The organism is Holdemanella sp. DFI.5.55, assembly GCF_020593575.1.
GTDB lineage: Bacteria > Bacillota_I > Bacilli_A > Erysipelotrichales > Erysipelotrichaceae > Holdemanella > Holdemanella hominis.
In genome coordinates this window covers 1-17000 of the sequence record NZ_JAJDMK010000053.1, presented here as the reverse complement: position 1 = coordinate 17000, position 17000 = coordinate 1, and the positions used below count along the sequence as shown (strand labels likewise).

General features: G+C 33.2%; 18 protein-coding genes. 17 read left to right on the top strand and 1 reads right to left on the bottom strand.

Annotated elements, in window-relative coordinates:
• Positions 1-212: 212 nt before the first annotated feature.
• From LJE08_RS09945 to LJE08_RS09935, 3 genes are read left to right on the top strand one after another with little or no spacing between them, the layout of a single operon-like run.
• Positions 213-896, top strand: a complete 684-nt coding sequence (locus tag LJE08_RS09945; RefSeq protein WP_227403091.1) for a hypothetical protein — start codon at positions 213-215, stop codon at positions 894-896.
• On the top strand, positions 896-1045 hold the full coding sequence (locus LJE08_RS09940; protein ID WP_227403090.1) for an ATP-binding protein: 150 nt from the start codon (positions 896-898) through the stop codon (positions 1043-1045). Before LJE08_RS09945 ends, LJE08_RS09940 begins: the two co-directional genes overlap by 1 nt.
• The gene (locus LJE08_RS09935; protein ID WP_227403092.1) at positions 1046-1633 is read left to right on the top strand and encodes an ATP-binding protein; all 588 of its coding nucleotides are present in this window, start codon (positions 1046-1048) and stop codon (positions 1631-1633) included.
• Positions 1634-1650: 17 nt separating this feature from the next.
• Here the strand turns inward: LJE08_RS09935 and LJE08_RS09930 are convergent, their stop codons facing one another.
• Positions 1651-2043, bottom strand: a complete 393-nt coding sequence (locus tag LJE08_RS09930; protein WP_227403089.1) for a transposase — start codon at positions 2041-2043, stop codon at positions 1651-1653.
• A 1058-nt stretch (positions 2044-3101) separates the two neighbouring features.
• Between LJE08_RS09930 and LJE08_RS09925 the strand changes: the two genes are divergently transcribed.
• The 14 genes from LJE08_RS09925 (at position 3102) to LJE08_RS09860 (ending at position 16940) form a co-directional block, all read left to right on the top strand.
• On the top strand, positions 3102-4523 hold the full coding sequence (locus LJE08_RS09925; RefSeq protein WP_227403088.1) for a sugar transferase: 1422 nt from the start codon (positions 3102-3104) through the stop codon (positions 4521-4523).
• 48 nt (positions 4524-4571) lie between these two features.
• Positions 4572-5708, top strand: a complete 1137-nt coding sequence (locus tag LJE08_RS09920) for a glycosyltransferase family 4 protein (RefSeq protein ID WP_227403087.1) — start codon at positions 4572-4574, stop codon at positions 5706-5708.
• A gap of 226 nt (positions 5709-5934) precedes the next feature.
• The gene (locus LJE08_RS09915; protein ID WP_227403086.1) at positions 5935-6240 is read left to right on the top strand and encodes a dTDP-4-dehydrorhamnose 3,5-epimerase family protein; all 306 of its coding nucleotides are present in this window, start codon (positions 5935-5937) and stop codon (positions 6238-6240) included.
• A gap of 219 nt (positions 6241-6459) precedes the next feature.
• A complete protein-coding gene (locus LJE08_RS09910) occupies positions 6460-6825 on the top strand; it encodes an acyltransferase (protein ID WP_227403085.1) in 366 nt (121 codons plus the stop codon).
• Positions 6815-7852 (top strand): glycosyltransferase, encoded by a 1038-nt coding sequence (locus LJE08_RS09905; RefSeq protein ID WP_227403084.1) that lies wholly within the window; start codon positions 6815-6817, stop codon positions 7850-7852. Before LJE08_RS09910 ends, LJE08_RS09905 begins: the two co-directional genes overlap by 11 nt.
• A 10-nt stretch (positions 7853-7862) precedes the next feature.
• On the top strand, positions 7863-8975 hold the full coding sequence (locus LJE08_RS09900; protein ID WP_227403083.1) for a polysaccharide pyruvyl transferase family protein: 1113 nt from the start codon (positions 7863-7865) through the stop codon (positions 8973-8975).
• 2 nt (positions 8976-8977) lie between these two features.
• Positions 8978-9877, top strand: a complete 900-nt coding sequence (locus LJE08_RS09895; RefSeq protein ID WP_227403082.1) for an alpha-1,2-fucosyltransferase — start codon at positions 8978-8980, stop codon at positions 9875-9877.
• A 4-nt stretch (positions 9878-9881) separates the two neighbouring features.
• Positions 9882-10730, top strand: coding sequence for a glycosyltransferase family 2 protein (locus LJE08_RS09890; RefSeq protein ID WP_227403081.1), 849 nt, complete (start codon positions 9882-9884; stop codon positions 10728-10730).
• 1 nt (position 10731) lies between these two features.
• Positions 10732-11829, top strand: a complete 1098-nt coding sequence (locus LJE08_RS09885; protein WP_227403080.1) for a glycosyltransferase family 4 protein — start codon at positions 10732-10734, stop codon at positions 11827-11829.
• On the top strand, positions 11813-13057 hold the full coding sequence (locus LJE08_RS09880; RefSeq protein WP_227403079.1) for a hypothetical protein: 1245 nt from the start codon (positions 11813-11815) through the stop codon (positions 13055-13057). Before LJE08_RS09885 ends, LJE08_RS09880 begins: the two co-directional genes overlap by 17 nt.
• On the top strand, positions 13041-14159 hold the full coding sequence (locus LJE08_RS09875) for a Coenzyme F420 hydrogenase/dehydrogenase, beta subunit C-terminal domain (RefSeq protein ID WP_227403078.1): 1119 nt from the start codon (positions 13041-13043) through the stop codon (positions 14157-14159). Before LJE08_RS09880 ends, LJE08_RS09875 begins: the two co-directional genes overlap by 17 nt.
• A gap of 102 nt (positions 14160-14261) precedes the next feature.
• Positions 14262-15203 carry a glycosyltransferase family 2 protein gene (locus tag LJE08_RS09870; RefSeq protein ID WP_227403077.1) on the top strand — a complete coding sequence of 314 codons (942 nt, stop codon included), beginning with the start codon at positions 14262-14264 and terminating at the stop codon, positions 15201-15203.
• Between the two features lie 69 nt (positions 15204-15272).
• The gene (locus LJE08_RS09865; RefSeq protein ID WP_227403076.1) at positions 15273-16715 is read left to right on the top strand and encodes a flippase; all 1443 of its coding nucleotides are present in this window, start codon (positions 15273-15275) and stop codon (positions 16713-16715) included.
• A gap of 51 nt (positions 16716-16766) precedes the next feature.
• Positions 16767-16940, top strand: a complete 174-nt coding sequence (locus LJE08_RS09860) for a hypothetical protein (RefSeq protein WP_227403075.1) — start codon at positions 16767-16769, stop codon at positions 16938-16940.
• The last annotated feature ends 60 nt before the right edge of the window (positions 16941-17000 follow it).

Genomic DNA, 17000 nt, shown 5'->3' with positions numbered 1-17000 from the left:
TTATTTGATTACATTACATGGAAAATCATTAAGAGAAACATACTCTAAATTAAAAAATAAGAAATAACAAAAAAACACGGTTGATTTAATTTGACCGTGTTTTTTAGTGGACTTGTATTACGTATTAAGATTTAAAAAAGATGGACTTCTTTAACGGATTATGTGGACTTCTGTAGCATATTGCATGGACTTCAGATAGCGGAATACTCAAATTGAACAAATTAAATAATGAAGAATTCCAAAAGCGTGAAGGCTCAAGAAAATCTGTATATATGGATGAAGAAAAAGATTTTATGAATCCTTTGCCAGAACATCCGTTTGAATTGAGTGAATGGAAAATGGCAACAGTCCAAATGAACTATCATATTCAGGTAGAAAAAATGAACTATTCAACTCCTTATGAATATGTTGGAAAACGAGTAGAAGTAAAACTAACAAAAGACACTGTCACTGTGTATTATAAAAAGAACCAGATCTGCCAACATAAACGCTTATATGGTCATCGTAATCACTATTCTACTAATGAGGCACATATGCCAAAGAACCACCAATTGTTCCAGTGGAATAAAGAACGCTTTATGAATTGGGCTGCAGCAATTGGACCTTCTACTGTTGAACTGATCAATCTTATGTTTAGTCGTTACAAAGTAGAAGAACAAGCCTACAAGGGATGTTTGTCTATTTTGAAACTGTCTGATAAATATTCACAGGCAAGATTAGAAAATGCATGTAAGTTGGCGCTTTCCCGCTTATCTAATCCTACCTATAAGAATATTAAGTTGATTCTAGAATCAGGTCAAGATGAAGCAAAACAGGAACCTGAAAATACAATAAATAAAGAAGATACTACGTATGCATTCACTCGTGGAACTGAATATTATGGGGGTAAAAAGTAATGAATCAAGAAATATATGAAAAATTAAGAGAAATGAGATTGCCTATCATGGCTGAAGAATATAAGGATCAGTCAGAAAATACGGATACACAAAATATGACTTTTGAAGAAAGATTGGAAGCCATGGTCATCAAAGAATATGATTCGTAAATCAATCACACAGTTAAGCGCTACATCAAAAACGCCAACTTCTATGATTCAAACGCCAATCTACAGAATATCAATTATAAACCTGACCGTGAAATCAATAGAGGCTTGATAGAAGAACTGAGTACAAATGAATATATCCAGCAGAAACTAAATATTATTTTGATTGGTGCATCTGGATCTGGAAAGACTTGGATTTCAAACGCTTTTGGGGTTAATGCATGCATGGAGAGATACAGAGTTCAATATATTCGTTTGCCCGATTTGTTTCAGGAAATTGAAGAAGCTAAGATTCAAGGACATTACAAAAAATACATGAAGAAACTTTCCAAAGTTGATTTATTAATTCTAGATGAATTCTTATTAACAAACATCAGTGAAGGTGAACGAAACGATTTATTTGAAGTGATACAATCAAGAACTGATAATAAATCAACAATCTACTGCAGTCAATGGGCTCCTGAAGGATGGCTAGGCAAATTAGGTAATGGTCCACTCGCTGACGCCATTCTAGATCGTATTAGAAACTCATCATATACAATTCTTTTAAAAGGCAGATCTCTTCGAGAGGATTATTCAAAAATCAAATAATAAAAAAGAGAGTCATTTCAATAAGTTGAAGTGGCTCTCTTCGTGGATTTAGTGGCTCTGAGCAATGGATTGCATGGCTCTGTCCAAATGGATTCGGTGGCTCTATTTTCATGGATTGGGTGGCTCCGCCACCATGGAATACTCAGTTTGTTATCCTGAAAGATCGTATTGGATAATAATCTTTCATCATGTTTGCAGTTAGCGCAACGATAGCAATTCTTAGTTTTCATGAAATAGTAGTGAGTACAGCCACACTTTTCGCAATAGTAGCCAGTAGGCCATTTGATGTCGTAGAAAAATTTACGACAAGCATCTAAATTTGTGTAATATTGAATAATGAAATCAGAAGTAGACATATAGTCTCCACGACCACTAACAGACAAACGTTTATTATTTCTTTTGTAATACATAACGAGCACCATCCTTTGTACAAGGATATAGTACCTGTTATATTGACGATATCGATGTCTATTTAGTGCATGGGGTCGTTAGATGGGTACTCACATTCTATTATAGGATGTTGGGGAATATACAGTAGTGTTTAATTTCGATGAACGATATTATGAATCAGTTCCATTTACAGTTACAATTCTTCCTAAAACTATTTAATTAAAACTAACTAAACAATTTAAATACTTTGGCGAACAAGATCCAATCTTAGAAAACAAGTCACAACAAATAAAACCAGAGGTAACTAACCAAGCAAGCAAGGATGAAAAAAGGAACCATTACAATCAGTTAATGCTTCGAATAAATATAAAAACAAATATGCAAGTGCTACCGATATAGAATCAAATAAAGATATTGAAACCAAAGTAGATAAAAACAAAAGTTGTAACAGGTGTATTTAATCTTACGCCAATGTATTTGTCTTTTATGACTATAAGTTTAGTTGTAGCTATGTATATTATGCATATATTGATAAAGAAAAGAAATGTTAAAATTTAAATAAGAAAACAGAGCCTTCGCCTATCATATGAGTGGAGGCTTTGATTTATATTGAAATCAGCCTAAAGTGTGTATACGTTTACATTTAATTGGTTATAAATTCAATTGATTGCATTCATGAAATTAATCGATATATAGAGAAAAATTTATTAAATTTATTTTGTTTCTCAAATTTTTTAATATTTGTTTTAAATAAAGTATATCTTTTACTTTTTGTACTTTTTGTTTGAAATTTCAGGTATTAAATGGTAATTGACATATTATATATATATAGGATAAAATTAACATGCAATAGTTTTATCTCGGAATAAGTATGACTGTTGTAAGGTAATAGGAATAAAAATGGTACATTTAGATGATGTTAGAAATAGCTGGCTTACCGCATTTTTGATTGATTCGTTCATCTTCTACTGGGTTATGGGTAGGGATGAGTATATCTAAAATTTCATATTTCATTGCTTATTAAGACTTGTAAAATTCTAATAAGCTTTTTTTATGTTTATAGGAACGGGAGAGTGTTATGTATAGGAAGAATGCAAATGGGTGGTTGAAGCATATCGATTTTATCATTCTTGATATGATATGTTTGCAAATTGCATTTGTGGTGGCTTATTTTATTAAAAATGGAAATATACATCTATATAACAATTTCTTATATAGGAATATGGCTATCATAATAGAATTAGCTGATTTAATGGTTTTACTGATTTTTGGTACATTAAAGGGTGTATTAAAAAGAGGATATTATCAAGAGTTTGTAAAAACATTAAAACATGGGTTTATTGTTTGCTTATTGTCTGTTTTATATTTGTTTACAGCTCAAAAAGGGATTTTCTTCTCTAGATTTATTTTATTCTTAACAATCGGTATTTATTTTATATTGACATATATTGTAAGAGAAGTATGGAAGTGCCATATTAAAAAGGGTGTCAATAATGGTAATCGAAGAAAGTTATTGATTATAAGTTCAAGTGGTATTGCGAATTTGGTAATCGATAATATCGAAAAGAGTAATTATACTCGTTATGACATTGTGGGTGTTGCATTATTAGATAAAAATTTAATTGGTAAAACAATTAGTAATACTAAGGTTGTTGCGGATAAAGATTCTGTGGAGATGTATGCATGTAAAGAATGGGTAGATGAAGTATTGATTGTGTTACCTGAAAAAATAGCGTATCAAAATGAATTGATTGAACAATTAACTATGGCTGGTATTACTGTGCATATGAATTTGGCTAAAGTTATAAATTCGCCTGGTAAGAAACAGTTTGTCGAGAAGATTGGTGATTATACAGTATTAACAACAAGTATTAATTATGCTCCGTTAAATGAAATTTTCTTAAAACGATTGTTTGATATTATTTGTGGATTACTTGGATGTGTTTTAACATTAATCATTACTATTTTTATTGGTCCAATCATTTATTTTGCAAGTCCAGGCCCCATCTTCTTTTCACAAGAGCGTGTGGGTAAGAATGGTAAGAAGTTTAAGATGTATAAATTCCGCAGTATGTATTTGGATGCGGAAGAACGAAAAGCTGAATTAATGAAAGATAACAAATTAGGGGATGGAAAGATGTTTAAAATTGATTTTGATCCTCGTGTTATTGGAAATAAAGTTATGTCGGATGGTTCTCATAAAACAGGTATTGGTGAATTTATTCGTAAAACGAGTTTGGATGAATTCCCACAATTTTTTAATGTATTAAAAGGAGATATGTCTATTGTTGGAACTAGACCTCCTTTAATTTCAGAAACAAATCTATATGAGTATCAACACTTTGCACGATTAGCTATTAAACCTGGAATTACAGGAATGTGGCAAGTAAGTGGTCGGAGTGAGATTACGGATTTTGATGAAGTAGTAAAACTGGATAAGTATTATATTGAAAACTGGAATCTTGGTTTAGATATTGAGATTTTGTTAAAGACAGTATAAGTTGTAATATGTAAAAAAGGCGCGGTTTAAAAAGAAAGGGGAATTGATTTGAATATAGTCATGTTTGGGCAAAAGAGACTAAGTCGAGAAGGCGGAGTTGAAATTGTCGTAAAAGAATTATGTACTCGAATGGTTAAGTTAGGTAATAACGTTACTTGTTTGAATCGTTCTGGTCATCATGTGAGGGGAAATGAATTAGATGCTCATAATGAATATGATGGTATTATACAAAAATCAGTTTTGACAATTGATAAAAAGGGTTTGGCAGCTGTTAGTTCTTCTTTCTTTGCGGGCTTAAAGTCTACATTTGGAAAATATGATGTGGTTCATATTCATGCAGAGGGGCCTGCATTTTTTTCATGGTTACCAAAGCTTTTGGGTAAAAGAGTGATTGTTACAATTCATGGTTTGGATTGGCAAAGAGAAAAATGGAAATATGGCTTTGGATCTAAATTTATTCATCAAGGTGAAAAGAATGCAGTAAAATATGCAGATGAAATTATAGTCTTGAGTAAAGGGGTGCAAGATTATTTTAAGAATGAATATAATCGTGATACACATTTTATTCCTAATGGAGTTAATAAACCTGAAGTAGTTAAAGCTCTAGAAATAAAAAAATGGGGATTAGAAAAAGATAATTACATTCTTTATTTAGGTAGAATTGTACCTGAAAAAGGAGAGCATTATCTTATTGAGGCCTTTAAACAAATTAAAACAAATAAAAAACTAGTTATTGCAGGTGGTATTTCTGATACGGCTGACTATGGAAAAGAATTAAAAGAATTAGCAATAGATGATGACAGAATTATTTTTACTGGATTTGTACAAGGTAGAATCTTAGAAGAATTATATTCAAACGCATATATCTATTGTTTGCCTTCTGATCTTGAAGGTATGCCATTAAGTCTATTAGAAGCCATGTCTTATGGAAATTGTTGTTTAGTATCCGACATTCCAGAATGTGCTGAAGTTGTTGAAGATAAAGCTATTACATTTAAAAAGAGTAATGTAGAAGATTTAAAAGATAAACTACAAGATGCTTGTGAACATCCTGAAAAAGTACATGAATTAAAAACACAGGCTTCAGATTTTATTTGTTCTAAATATAATTGGGATGTTATTGTTGATGAAACTATGAAACTATATGGGGAGAAATTAATAAATGAGAGTATTGATTATAAATAATCACCTCTAACCGAACGCAGGTAGTGAGATGTATATAGTGAAAATGCCGGAAAATAGTGCATTTACGGCACTTTTTGAGAGATGGGTAGAGCTGTGAGAGCGGTTTTTGTCTCGCTACCTAGGTTCGCCAACAGCAGATGATTTTTATCATAAGAACTTTCAGTATCACTACCTGCGTTTGTGTGGAGCACTCTGGTTTATGAACAACACATTGTAAGTGCTTCATTTGAACAGGGGTAGTGACACTGAGAATAAGAAGCAGTTTCTCATCCTGGAAGGCTTTGCACACGGCTTCTTGGGGTTGAACGATGAGGCAGAGTTCTGCTACAAGGTCAATGACTTCTGGCATCCGAATGATGAAGGCGGCATGGCATGGAACGACCCGGAAATCGGTATTGAGTGGACGGAGCTGAAAGGTGAGTACAAGGGCAGTGCAAGTGCAGAAGGCTATACGCTGGAAGATGGCACTGCACTGAACCTGAGTGATAAGTACCAGAAGTGGATGGGACTGAAAGATACTTTTAAATTTTAAGATTTACATAGTCATTTTTAATATAGCAACTAAAACTGAAATAAAAAGACAGATACAATTTGAAAAAAGTCTATGATAGTGAGGAAAATAATGTTTGAATATCTGATAAAAATTATAAATCGAGTTATCGGAATTTTTAAAATTCTGTGCTGGAAAATTATATATGGGGGTCGCTTTCATTTTGGTAAAATGACTTTCTTTTATCCAGGATGTCATTTGATGATTGAAAAAACAGGAAGCATTAATATTGGAGATAATTGTTTCTTTAACCGAAATTGTTCAATGACATCTCTGGGCGAAATTAAGATAGGCAATGATTGTATATTTGGTGAAAATGTTAAGATATACGATCATAACCATAGAACTGATGCGACAAAAGGACCCTTTAGAAAACAAGGTTATGTTATTGGACGAGTTGAAATTGGATCTAATGTTTGGATTGGAAGTGATGTCTTAATCCTTCCTAACATTAGAATTGGAGACAACGTCATCATTGCGGCCGGTGCGATAGTTACAAAAGACATTCCAGACAATGTGACTTATATCCAAAAGAGAAACAGTGTGGAGGTGCCAAATGGAAAATAATCTCCGATTTAGTATTGTTGTACCGATTTATAATGTTGAAAAATTTCTTGATCAGTGCATAACAAGTGTACTAAGCCAAAACTATGATAATTATGAACTGATTCTTGTGGATGATGGCGCTACCGATGATAGCGGCAAAATTTGTGATGCTTATGCTTTGAAGAATGACCACATTCGAGTCATACATAAAGCCAATGGGGGATTAGTTAGTGCTCGAAGAGCTGGTGTAATGGTTGCAAAGGGTGAGTATGTTGGCTATGTGGATGGAGATGACTGGGTAGCTGATAATTGGCTTGCAGAAGTTGATAAAGTGATTACGGAATCTCATCCGGATATTGTGGAATATAATGCGTTTAAAAGCACAGATGGAAAAAATATTGAAATGAAAACCTCGCATTTTAGAGGATTCTTTGACGAGAAAGAAGTCAAAGAAAAGATTATTCAATGTATGCTTTGTGACAAAGATCAAAGATTTTACACATTCGGTGTTTTGCCAGCTGTATGGTCTAAAATGATTAAGACCGAAATTCTAAGAGATAATCTTTGTTCTGAAGACAAGATTACTTTTGGTGAAGATGTTGCCTGTATATACAACAGCATATTAAAATGTAAATCCTTTTATGGAATCGACATTCCATTATACTATTATCGACAAAACAGTCAATCTATGACAAAAGCGTATGATGCGCGGCGATTTGAAAGACTAGAAGTCTTATTTGCTTATCTAAATAAGGAACTGCTACGGAATAATAGACAGTTGAAAAGTCAATATGATAACTATATTTTGTTCTGTGTTTTTTATGCGTCCCTGAATGAAGCAAAGAACAATACTAGTTTCAAAGAAATGGGAAAGAAATTTGAAGATGGATTAAAAAGACTTGATTTAGAAAACTTCGTCAATGAAACAACCATAAAGATTGGTATTCCCTGGAATGTGATGCTTTATCTCATAAAGAAGAAAAAGTATAGAATGTTGATGGTATTATGCAGAGCGATTGTTAAAGTCAAGTATTCATATAAAGCATAAGGAGATTATTATGAAAAAAATTTGTTTTATAACACGTCATGCAATTGTAAATTATGGCTCTTTTTTGCAGACGTATGCTACACAAAAACTATTTGAAGACTACGGATATAATGCGGAAGTTTTGGATTATGTTCGAGAAGACGAAGAGTATCATAATGTGACAGAACTACTGTTAAAAAAATCAAAAAAATGGAATCGGAATACTTTTACTAGACTTATATATAGAATCGTTCAATGGCCAGATCACTATATTTGTGGAAGAGCATTTGAAAAGGAAAGAGCCAAATATCTGAATTTGAGCGGGCGCATTACAAATCTGGTTGCAGATACAAGCAAAATACCGACAGCTGATATTTATTGTACAGGTAGTGATCAAGTTTGGGGAGAAATTGCTCAAGATGATGTAGATCCTATGTATTTCTTGAGTTTTGCTCCACATGATGCGAAAAAAATAGCCTTTTCTGCAAGCTTTGGAAAAGAAAGTTATCCGAAAGAAAGAATTGATAAGTTCAAAGAATTATTACGTGGATATGACTATATAACCGTGCGAGAAGATAGTGCGGTTAATATAGTAAATAGAGCTGGATATGAGGCAACGCAGATTCTTGATCCAACAATGATTTTTGGTGGAGATAGATGGAGAAAACAATTGCTGCCGATACATGAAAAAGGATATGTGTTGCTTTATCAACTTAATGCCAATCATGAAATGGATGAATATGCAAAGCAATTTGCGGATAAAGCGGGGTTAAAATTGCTTAGAGTTTCTGTCGAGGCGCATAACTGTATGCGAGTAGGAAAATTTAAGCTGTGTTTATCGCCGTTTAAATTTTTATCATATATTGCAAATGCAGAATATATGATTACAGATTCTTTTCATGGTACTGCTTTTGCAATCATGTTTAACAGGCAGTTTGTCGAAGTATTACCAAAAGAAAAAATTGCAAGAAATTTGAGCGTTTTGAAACAGTTTGGACTAGAAGATAGAATCTTAAATAGTCTTGGTGACTTTTCATATATTGATCAAAAGATTGACTACAAGATTGTAAATGATATTTTAGAAAAGTATCGGAGGCAATCGAATGAACTGTTAAAGAAATGTTTATATGATGGAGAAATGTAAGGATGATTGAAGTAAACATAGTAGGGCAATTGGGAAATCAACTTTTTGAGTATGCGTGCGCGCGACAGTTGCAGGAAAAATATGGTGGAAAGATTTATCTTAACACATATGAAATGCGACAGAATACGCCAAATTTTCGTTTGGCTTTACTTGATTTTAATTTAAATGAAAATGTGGAGGTTCTCTCAGAAAGACCGTTAAAGGAAGCAAATGCAGATAACTATTCAGTCAAGATTTTAAGGAAATTTTTTCCAGAGTTGTACTTTAACATGATGGCGAAAAAAGGTGTTTTTGTTTGGAAATCTGCACGGATTTATAAACCTTTGCCTTTGTTAAATGAAAAATTTCAGAAGCGAATTGTCCTCAATGGTTACTGGCAAAGCGAAAAGTATTTTTCTGACGTGGCAGAGATTCTTCGGATGGAACTCACTCCGAAAGAACCACTTCAACCACAGAATGAAGAACTATATAATAAAATCAAAAATACAAATTCTGTTTGCGTTACTATTCGGCGCGGAGATTTTATGAATGATAAGAACAAAGGTACTTTTTATATATGTGATAATACATATTTTAGAAATGCGCTTTCTTATATAAAAAAACGTCTGCCAGATTGCACATTCTTTGGCTTCTCTGATGATATAGAGTGGGTGAAAAACAATATGGAATTTCCAGGAGAAGTCTATTATGAGAGCGGAGTGGATCCCGTATGGGAAAAATTACGTTTAATGTCAGCGTGCAAACATTTTGTACTGTCCAACAGTTCGTTTAGTTGGTGGGCTCAGTATCTATCAAATGAAAAGAAAAAAATTGTGGTTGCACCGGACATCTGGTATAAGACGGGAAAACATGCTAAAGCTGATTTATATCAAGATGATTGGAAATTAATACATATAGGGTGAGAGAATGGAAACTATTTTTGCGGGAATTGTATTATTCAATCCGGAAATTAGTAGATTGAAGGAAAACATTACACATATTTTAGGTCAAGTGGATCGATTAGTGTTGGTGGATAATGGATCTAATAATAAAGAAGAAATTCAGAGCGGAATTCAAAATTTTAACACGGACAAAATACTATATATAGACTTACATAAGAATAAAGGAATTGCAGCGGCACTTAATGTCATTGCGGAATCAACGGAAAGTTGTGGTGTAAAGTGGGTTCTTACATTGGATCAGGATACTGTATGTAATGATGATATAATTGACAAGTACAGACCGTATTTGTCTATGAAAAATGTTGGACAGTTTACATGCCTTTATCAAGACAGAAATTTTTTAGAAGATAAATGTAAAAAAGAAGACTCTGAATTTGGTAATTTAGAGGAAGTTCCTTGGTGTATTACTTCAGCGGCATTGCTTAATGTAGAAGCATGGAAAAAAGCCGGAAAATTTGATGAGAGTCTTTTTATTGATCAGGTTGATTACGACATGTGCCTTACGATGAGAGAAAAAGGATATTATATATATCAAGTTGGCTTTGTGGGGTTTGTTCATGAGATAGGACAGGGACACATTGTAAAAATCGGCCCTTGGAAAATAAAAACATGGAATCACTCACCCTTTAGAAGATATTATGGTACGAGAAATGCGATGCTTGTTTCGCAAAAGCACAAAGAACTCAGTGAAGTACGCGCATTTTTTGGAGCAGTGAAGCATATTATTATTATTTTTATTTTTGAAGATCAAAAATTAGAAAAACTAGGTGCCGGATTGAAAGGACTCAAGGATGGTATGAAGGAGAAAACGTAAGATGATTATAAATATTATAGTTCCAGGTATAGGATTATCAGGGGGCATGAGAGTACTTTTTCAGTATGGTGAAATGCTTAAAGCTAAAGGACATGATATCGTTTTTTATACACCGGTAAAGGCATATGATGTGCAAAATAACAAATCAATGATTTTAAATAAGGTGCATGTTGTAACGAACACAATTAAAAGAATTTATGGCTATGAGATAAAGAAAAAATATAAAAAATCTCAGTTTGATGTGAAGGTGCTTCCAGTTCCGGTTGTTTCTAATCGATCCATTAGAAATGCTGATATTTGTATGGCAAGTGCGTGGCCAACAGCTTTTTCAGTAGCTAGATTGAACTCCAATAAAGGTAAAAAAGTGTATTTTATTCAAGACTATGAAATATGGAATAACGAGGAACTTGGAAGAAAGTCATATACACAACCTCTACGACATATCGTAATATCAACTTGGATAAAGAATAAATTAATAGAGCAACTTGGTGCAGAGGATGCGCCAATTGTTTTTGATGGGCTAGATTTAGAAGTTTTTAATAATCCAGAAAAGAAATACGATTTTGAAGATCGAACAATTGAGATTTTAATGCTGTATCACGACCTTCCCAAAAAGGGTGTGAAAGATGGACTGACAGCATATAAAAATCTGAAAGAAAATAGATATCCAAATGTGAAATTGACTATGTTTGGGTTGGCAGACCGGCCAAACATTTCTGATGAGATTGTGTACTATAAGGATCCGTCAAGAGAAGAATTAAAAGGATTATATAAAAAGACGGATATCTTTTTATACACATCGAGAGAAGAAGGATGGGGATTGACTCCGCTTGAAGCGATGGCAAGTAAGTGCGCTGTAGTAGGAACAAAAACAGGTTGTATGTTAGATATCGGTTTGGATAGAGAAAACGCTTTACTTTGTGAACCTGGTGATGTCAGAAAAATGACGGAGAATTTATGTGAGCTATTTGAAAATCATGAAATGATAATAAAGCTAGCTGAAAATGGTTACAAAACTGTTCAACAGTTTTCGTGGGAAAATTCTGTAGAACAGTTGGAAAAGGAATTGAGGATTATATGCAATGAAGATAAAAACTGAAACGATAGCATTCTCAATTTGGTGTGTTATATTATTTAGTAGAATACTAATAAATCAAGAGATTAGTATGATTTCAAGTCCTTTGAAAATATATTATATCTCATCGGCACTATTGATTGTGTTTATGTTTCTCCAGTGGATACGAGAAAGAAAAAAATTGAAAAACAGTACATTATTATTTTGGGGCGTTGCTTTTTTCTTATATATAGTCCTGTTTGGAAAAGTTCTTGTAAATAATAATTTAAAAGAGTTGACAGAGTTCACTTTCAATTCGTTGCTTATGTTCTATATGCTTGTTTTTGTGATGGCATCTTATGTTTGCAGACATGAACATAGAGAAATAGTGTTTGTGAAAATAACATTTTGGACATTTACGTTTGGCATAATACTTAGTGCTGTACTGAATTGGGATGGCACACTTGGATTAAGTGAGTTGATAAGTAATATTTTTGGAGGGTATACTAGGACTAGAGCAACGTTTGGCTTTTATCACGCTAATGCTGCTGCTAATATTGCTTTGTGCGTGATTATAATATCTAGTTATTTGATTTACATCAGTAAAAAAAGAATACTGTATATTACAATAGATATGTTTATGACATACATTATATTAGCAACTGCATCGAGAACGGCATTGAGTGCCCTTATATTGTTTGGTATGTTATTGGCGTATAATACATTTCTAAATAGAGTGAAAAGCAAAAATGAAAAAAATATATTGACAGCTGTTCTTATTTTAGCTATTTTATTACTTTTGCTATTTAGTAGTGGAAGTGGGATAGAAGGACTATTTAAATTATCTAATAGATCATATAACTTTATCTATAACATACCTGTTTTGGTAAACAGTGGAAGACTTTGGATTGGACTTGGGTTAATAGGGTCTGGAGAGTTTTATCAGTTATCTCAATATAATACTTTTTTTGTTGACAACTATTTTTTATACATATTGATGTCGACGGGTATTATAGGATTGATTTTCATTGTCTGCTTTATGATATATATAGGGAAGAGCCTAGTAAAGCATGTTGATCGTACTAAGTTTGGAAAGTTGACGTTGATTGTGTTTTGCGTTAATGTGTTTTCTAGTCTTGGTGAAACGTGCTTCATGTATCCTGCATTCACATCGTGTTTTGCCTATACTGTATTGTATCTTTTATATGCTTGTGGTAAATCGCAACCTAGAACTGAGAAAATAGTGGAGGTAAAATATGAAGATTGTTTGTAATGAAAATCAATGCACAGGATGTATGGCGTGTGTGGATATATGTGCGAAGAACGCAATACACATTGTTGATGATATTGATGCTTTTAATGCAGTTATTGATGAGGATAAATGTATTAATTGCGGTATGTGCGAGAAAGTATGTCAACAGAAAAACTTACCTCAATTACGCTTGCCAATTATTTGGAAGCAAGGTTGGACGTATGATGATAAGATCCGAATGATGTCTGCTTCCGGTGGAATTGCGACGGAACTGGCAAGAACGTTTATAGAGAAGGGCGTAAAGGTTTGTAGCTGCCTTTTCCGTGAGGGAGATTTTGTTTTTGATATAGTGGATGATGTGAACAGATCGGACTGTTTTGCGGGTTCAAAATATATTAAGAGCAATCCTACAGGCATTTATAAGACTATAAAAAGAGAACTTGCAAGGAAAACAGAAATTCTTTTTATAGGATTGCCTTGCCAGGTTGCGGCTTTAAGAAATTATGTTGGAGAACCTCTGGGTGAAAAGCTTACTACCATTGATTTAATTTGTCATGGGACACCATCACCTAAGATTTTGGACATGTTTTTAAATCAGTATGGTGAAGATATACACAAGGCGGAGTCGATTGAATTTCGAGTCAAGGGGAACTTTCAAGTATCAAAGCGTTCTCGTACCATAGCAACACGTGGAGTATGTGATAGATATATGATTTCGTTTTTGTCTGCACTATCTTATACAGAAAATTGTTATAGTTGTAAGTATGCGCAAGAAAACCGGCCGGGCGATATTACATTAGGTGATTCATGGGGAACAGAACTCTCAGAAAACGAATGGCATAAAGGTGTTTCACTTGTATTATGCCAGACAGAAAAAGGAAAAAGCCTTTTGAAATTGGCTAAAATCAAATTGGTTGATGTAAATATTAAAAAAGCGAAAAGCCATAATCACCAATTGGAGCATCCGTCAAAGGCTCCAAAATCGAGAGACAGGTTTGTTAAACATATAAAACAAGGTATGAAATTCAACCGTGCGGTTTTGCTTGCGCTCCCGAAAAATTGTGGAAAACAAGTAGTAAAAGAGGTTCTGATTAAGTGCAATTTTTTGGTTCCGAGGGGGTAACGTATCAAATTAGTGTGAGTGATTAATGACTAATAAAAGATGCTGGTATAGAAGATAATTCGGATTTGAAAAAAAGCATAGAAAGGAAGTGTGTGAAGAAGAATGATGAAGATGCCATTGATATCAGTTATTGTACCTGCATATAATGTGTCAAACTCCATTGCTATGACACTTGATCTGTTGCAAAGACAAACTTATGATAACTTGGAAATAATTTGTATTAATGATGGTTCTACTGATTCCACTCCTGATATTATTAATACATTAAAACAAAAGGACTCAAGAATTGTACTAATAAATAAGAGAAATGGAGGCGTTTCTTCAGCAAGAAATATTGGCTTGAATACTGCGCACGGGGAATACGTGTGTTTTTTTGATCCTGGAGATGAAGCAGATTCTAATTTTGTTATGTATCTATATAAATTACTTTTGAGTGAAAAAGCAGATTTGGCAATTTGTTCATACAATTTCAAAATGGAAAATGGACAAATACTTGACAGAAGGCGTTTTTATGAAATTGTAGATAAAAATATGATTTTTAATCAAGAAGAAGCGTTAAAAGAGATTATAAAAGCATATGGTAAATTTTGTGGTCATGTATGGGATAAGTTGTATGTTAGAAATATAATTGGAGACATTCGCTTTGAGGAAAACATCCACAATTGTGAGGATACGTTGTTTAATGTGCAATATATCAAGAAATGCCGAAAAGTTATACTTGGTCCAGAAGTGCATTACAATTATATACAAAGTGACTCAAGTGTGACGCATGGTAAATATTCGTACAAGTTTCATTCAGGGCTTTATGCATGGCGTAGAATAATAGCAGAACTTGATAGTTATGTTGAACGAGAACTACTAAATAAGAACATGAGTGTATTGGTGACAATGTACTCACGAATGGCATGGAAAAGTTTGAATAGGGAAGAACAAAGAAAGTATAAAAGGGATTTTATAAAGTTAATGAATCAGTATCATTCTTTTTCGTCAATAAAGCAACTGATAAAAAGGATAATATGTGAAGTATACTGGCTAGCTGTTTAAAAAGAAAATTACATAGCGTAGTTTATTAATGTGTGTTTATGTAAAAATTGTGGAAGGAGTTGAGAAAGAATGAGGAATCAAAAATCTATTGGTGTCAATGCAGGACTCAACATGATTAGAACGGCATGTCAGGTGATTTTTCCATTGATTACTTTCCCGTATGTATCACGAGTCCTTCATGTTGAAAATATAGGAATTTACAATTTTTGTCAGTCGGTCATTTCGTATTTTTCATTGCTGGCGGGTTTAGGAATTAGCACCTATGCTATCAGAGAGGGAGCAAGATATCGAGATAATGAAGAAAATATGTCATTATTTGCTTCGGAGGTCTTTTCAATTAACTTTATTTCGACAGTTTTTTCGTATCTAATTTTAGTAGTGTGTATCCTTTTAATTCCAAGATTTAACCAATATAGTTCAATAATGGTAGCGTTAAGCATAAGCATAATGTTTACACTGATTGGAAGTGAATGGATATTTCAAATTTATGAGGACTATAAATATATCACAATTCGAGGCATTTTGTTTCAGTTTATTTCATTAATACTTATGTTTGTACTCGTTAGGAATAGCAGTGATTTGTTTGCTTATGTATGGATCACAGTTATATCATGCAGCGGCGCAAATATACTTAATGCTGTTTCTAGAAGAAAATATTGTAAGATAAGACTTACCATTAATGCAAAAATTCTAACGCATTTGGCTCCAATATTAGTTCTGTTTGCAACATCAGTAGCAACAACAATATATACGAATGCAGATACAACAATGCTTGGCTTCCTTTCAGGAAATAAATCAGTTGGATTTTATTCTGTCTCCACCAAAATCTACACTATTGTAAAACAAATGCTAGCTGCAATTATTATTGTTTCAATTCCGAGATTATCTGCTTATCTGGGAGAGAAAAAAATAGACTATTTTAACAGAACAGCCAGCCAGATTTTGAATGCACTTGTTGTTATTGTCGTTCCGGCAATGGTTGGATTGATTGCATTAAGCAAAAACATAGTTTTTATTATTGCAGGACAAGAATATGTTGATGCAAATATATCGCTTAAGATTCTTTCCCTTGCGTTGTTTTTTAGCATTTTTAGTTGGTTCTATACATCGTGCATTCTAATACCTTATAGGTGCGAAAATAAGGTGTTGATGGCAACGATTGTTGCGGCTCTTGTTAATATAGGATTTAATTTTATCCTTATTCCAAAATTCCAGCAGAATGCAGCGGCATTTACAACTGTTATTGCGGAGTTACTGTCAATGGTTATAACATGGTGGTATGGAAGAAAATATTTTAGAGCTAGTTTTCTAAAAAAGGACATTCTCTCCGTTGCTATAGGATGCCTGGCAATATGGATTATATGTTCTATATCAGAAAAATATATTAGTTCAGTACTGATTTCTACAGTTTTTTCAGTGACTGCTTCGGTTGTTATTTACATGATTGTTCTGTTAATAATGAAGAATCAGGCGGTAAAATTAGTTTTAGAGATACTTCATATCAAAAAATAATTTTGTTTTTTTTACACACGAAATACAGCCGGTGGCGTGCTTGGCATACTGATGTACTACGCAATTGTGAAGGCAAGATACTTACAGTATGAATTTGTTCCTCATTATGAAGAAGCTGCCTGTATTGATTTGAAGTATAAAAGAGAGGGAAAGAGTATAAAAAGACTTCATCCTAGAATTGATGATGTGTGGATTGCATCTGATATTTTGCTTCATTTAAGATAAAAAGGAAAGGCTATGTCACAACAAACAGTTGATAAATAGCCATTTTTATAGGGGAGTATC

What these genes read in the sequence shown, in the direction of transcription:
- LJE08_RS09860 (WP_227403075.1), top strand. Translation starts at nt 16,767, where the DNA reads ATGTACTACGCAATTGTGAAGGCAAGATACTTACAGTATGAATTTGTT.
- LJE08_RS09895 (WP_227403082.1), top strand. Translation starts at nt 8,978, where the DNA reads ATGATTGAAGTAAACATAGTAGGGCAATTGGGAAATCAACTTTTTGAG.
- LJE08_RS09885 (WP_227403080.1), top strand. Translation starts at nt 10,732, where the DNA reads ATGATTATAAATATTATAGTTCCAGGTATAGGATTATCAGGGGGCATG.
- LJE08_RS09880 (WP_227403079.1), top strand. Translation starts at nt 11,813, where the DNA reads ATGAAGATAAAAACTGAAACGATAGCATTCTCAATTTGGTGTGTTATA.
- LJE08_RS09925 (WP_227403088.1), top strand. Translation starts at nt 3,102, where the DNA reads ATGTATAGGAAGAATGCAAATGGGTGGTTGAAGCATATCGATTTTATC.
- LJE08_RS09905 (WP_227403084.1), top strand. Translation starts at nt 6,815, where the DNA reads ATGGAAAATAATCTCCGATTTAGTATTGTTGTACCGATTTATAATGTT.
- LJE08_RS09870 (WP_227403077.1), top strand. Translation starts at nt 14,262, where the DNA reads ATGATGAAGATGCCATTGATATCAGTTATTGTACCTGCATATAATGTG.
- LJE08_RS09875 (WP_227403078.1), top strand. Translation starts at nt 13,041, where the DNA reads ATGAAGATTGTTTGTAATGAAAATCAATGCACAGGATGTATGGCGTGT.
- LJE08_RS09865 (WP_227403076.1), top strand. Translation starts at nt 15,273, where the DNA reads ATGAGGAATCAAAAATCTATTGGTGTCAATGCAGGACTCAACATGATT.
- LJE08_RS09940 (WP_227403090.1), top strand. Translation starts at nt 896, where the DNA reads ATGAATCAAGAAATATATGAAAAATTAAGAGAAATGAGATTGCCTATC.
- LJE08_RS09910 (WP_227403085.1), top strand. Translation starts at nt 6,460, where the DNA reads ATGATTGAAAAAACAGGAAGCATTAATATTGGAGATAATTGTTTCTTT.
- LJE08_RS09900 (WP_227403083.1), top strand. Translation starts at nt 7,863, where the DNA reads ATGAAAAAAATTTGTTTTATAACACGTCATGCAATTGTAAATTATGGC.
- LJE08_RS09930 (WP_227403089.1), bottom strand. Translation starts at nt 2,043, where the DNA reads ATGTATTACAAAAGAAATAATAAACGTTTGTCTGTTAGTGGTCGTGGA.
- LJE08_RS09890 (WP_227403081.1), top strand. Translation starts at nt 9,882, where the DNA reads ATGGAAACTATTTTTGCGGGAATTGTATTATTCAATCCGGAAATTAGT.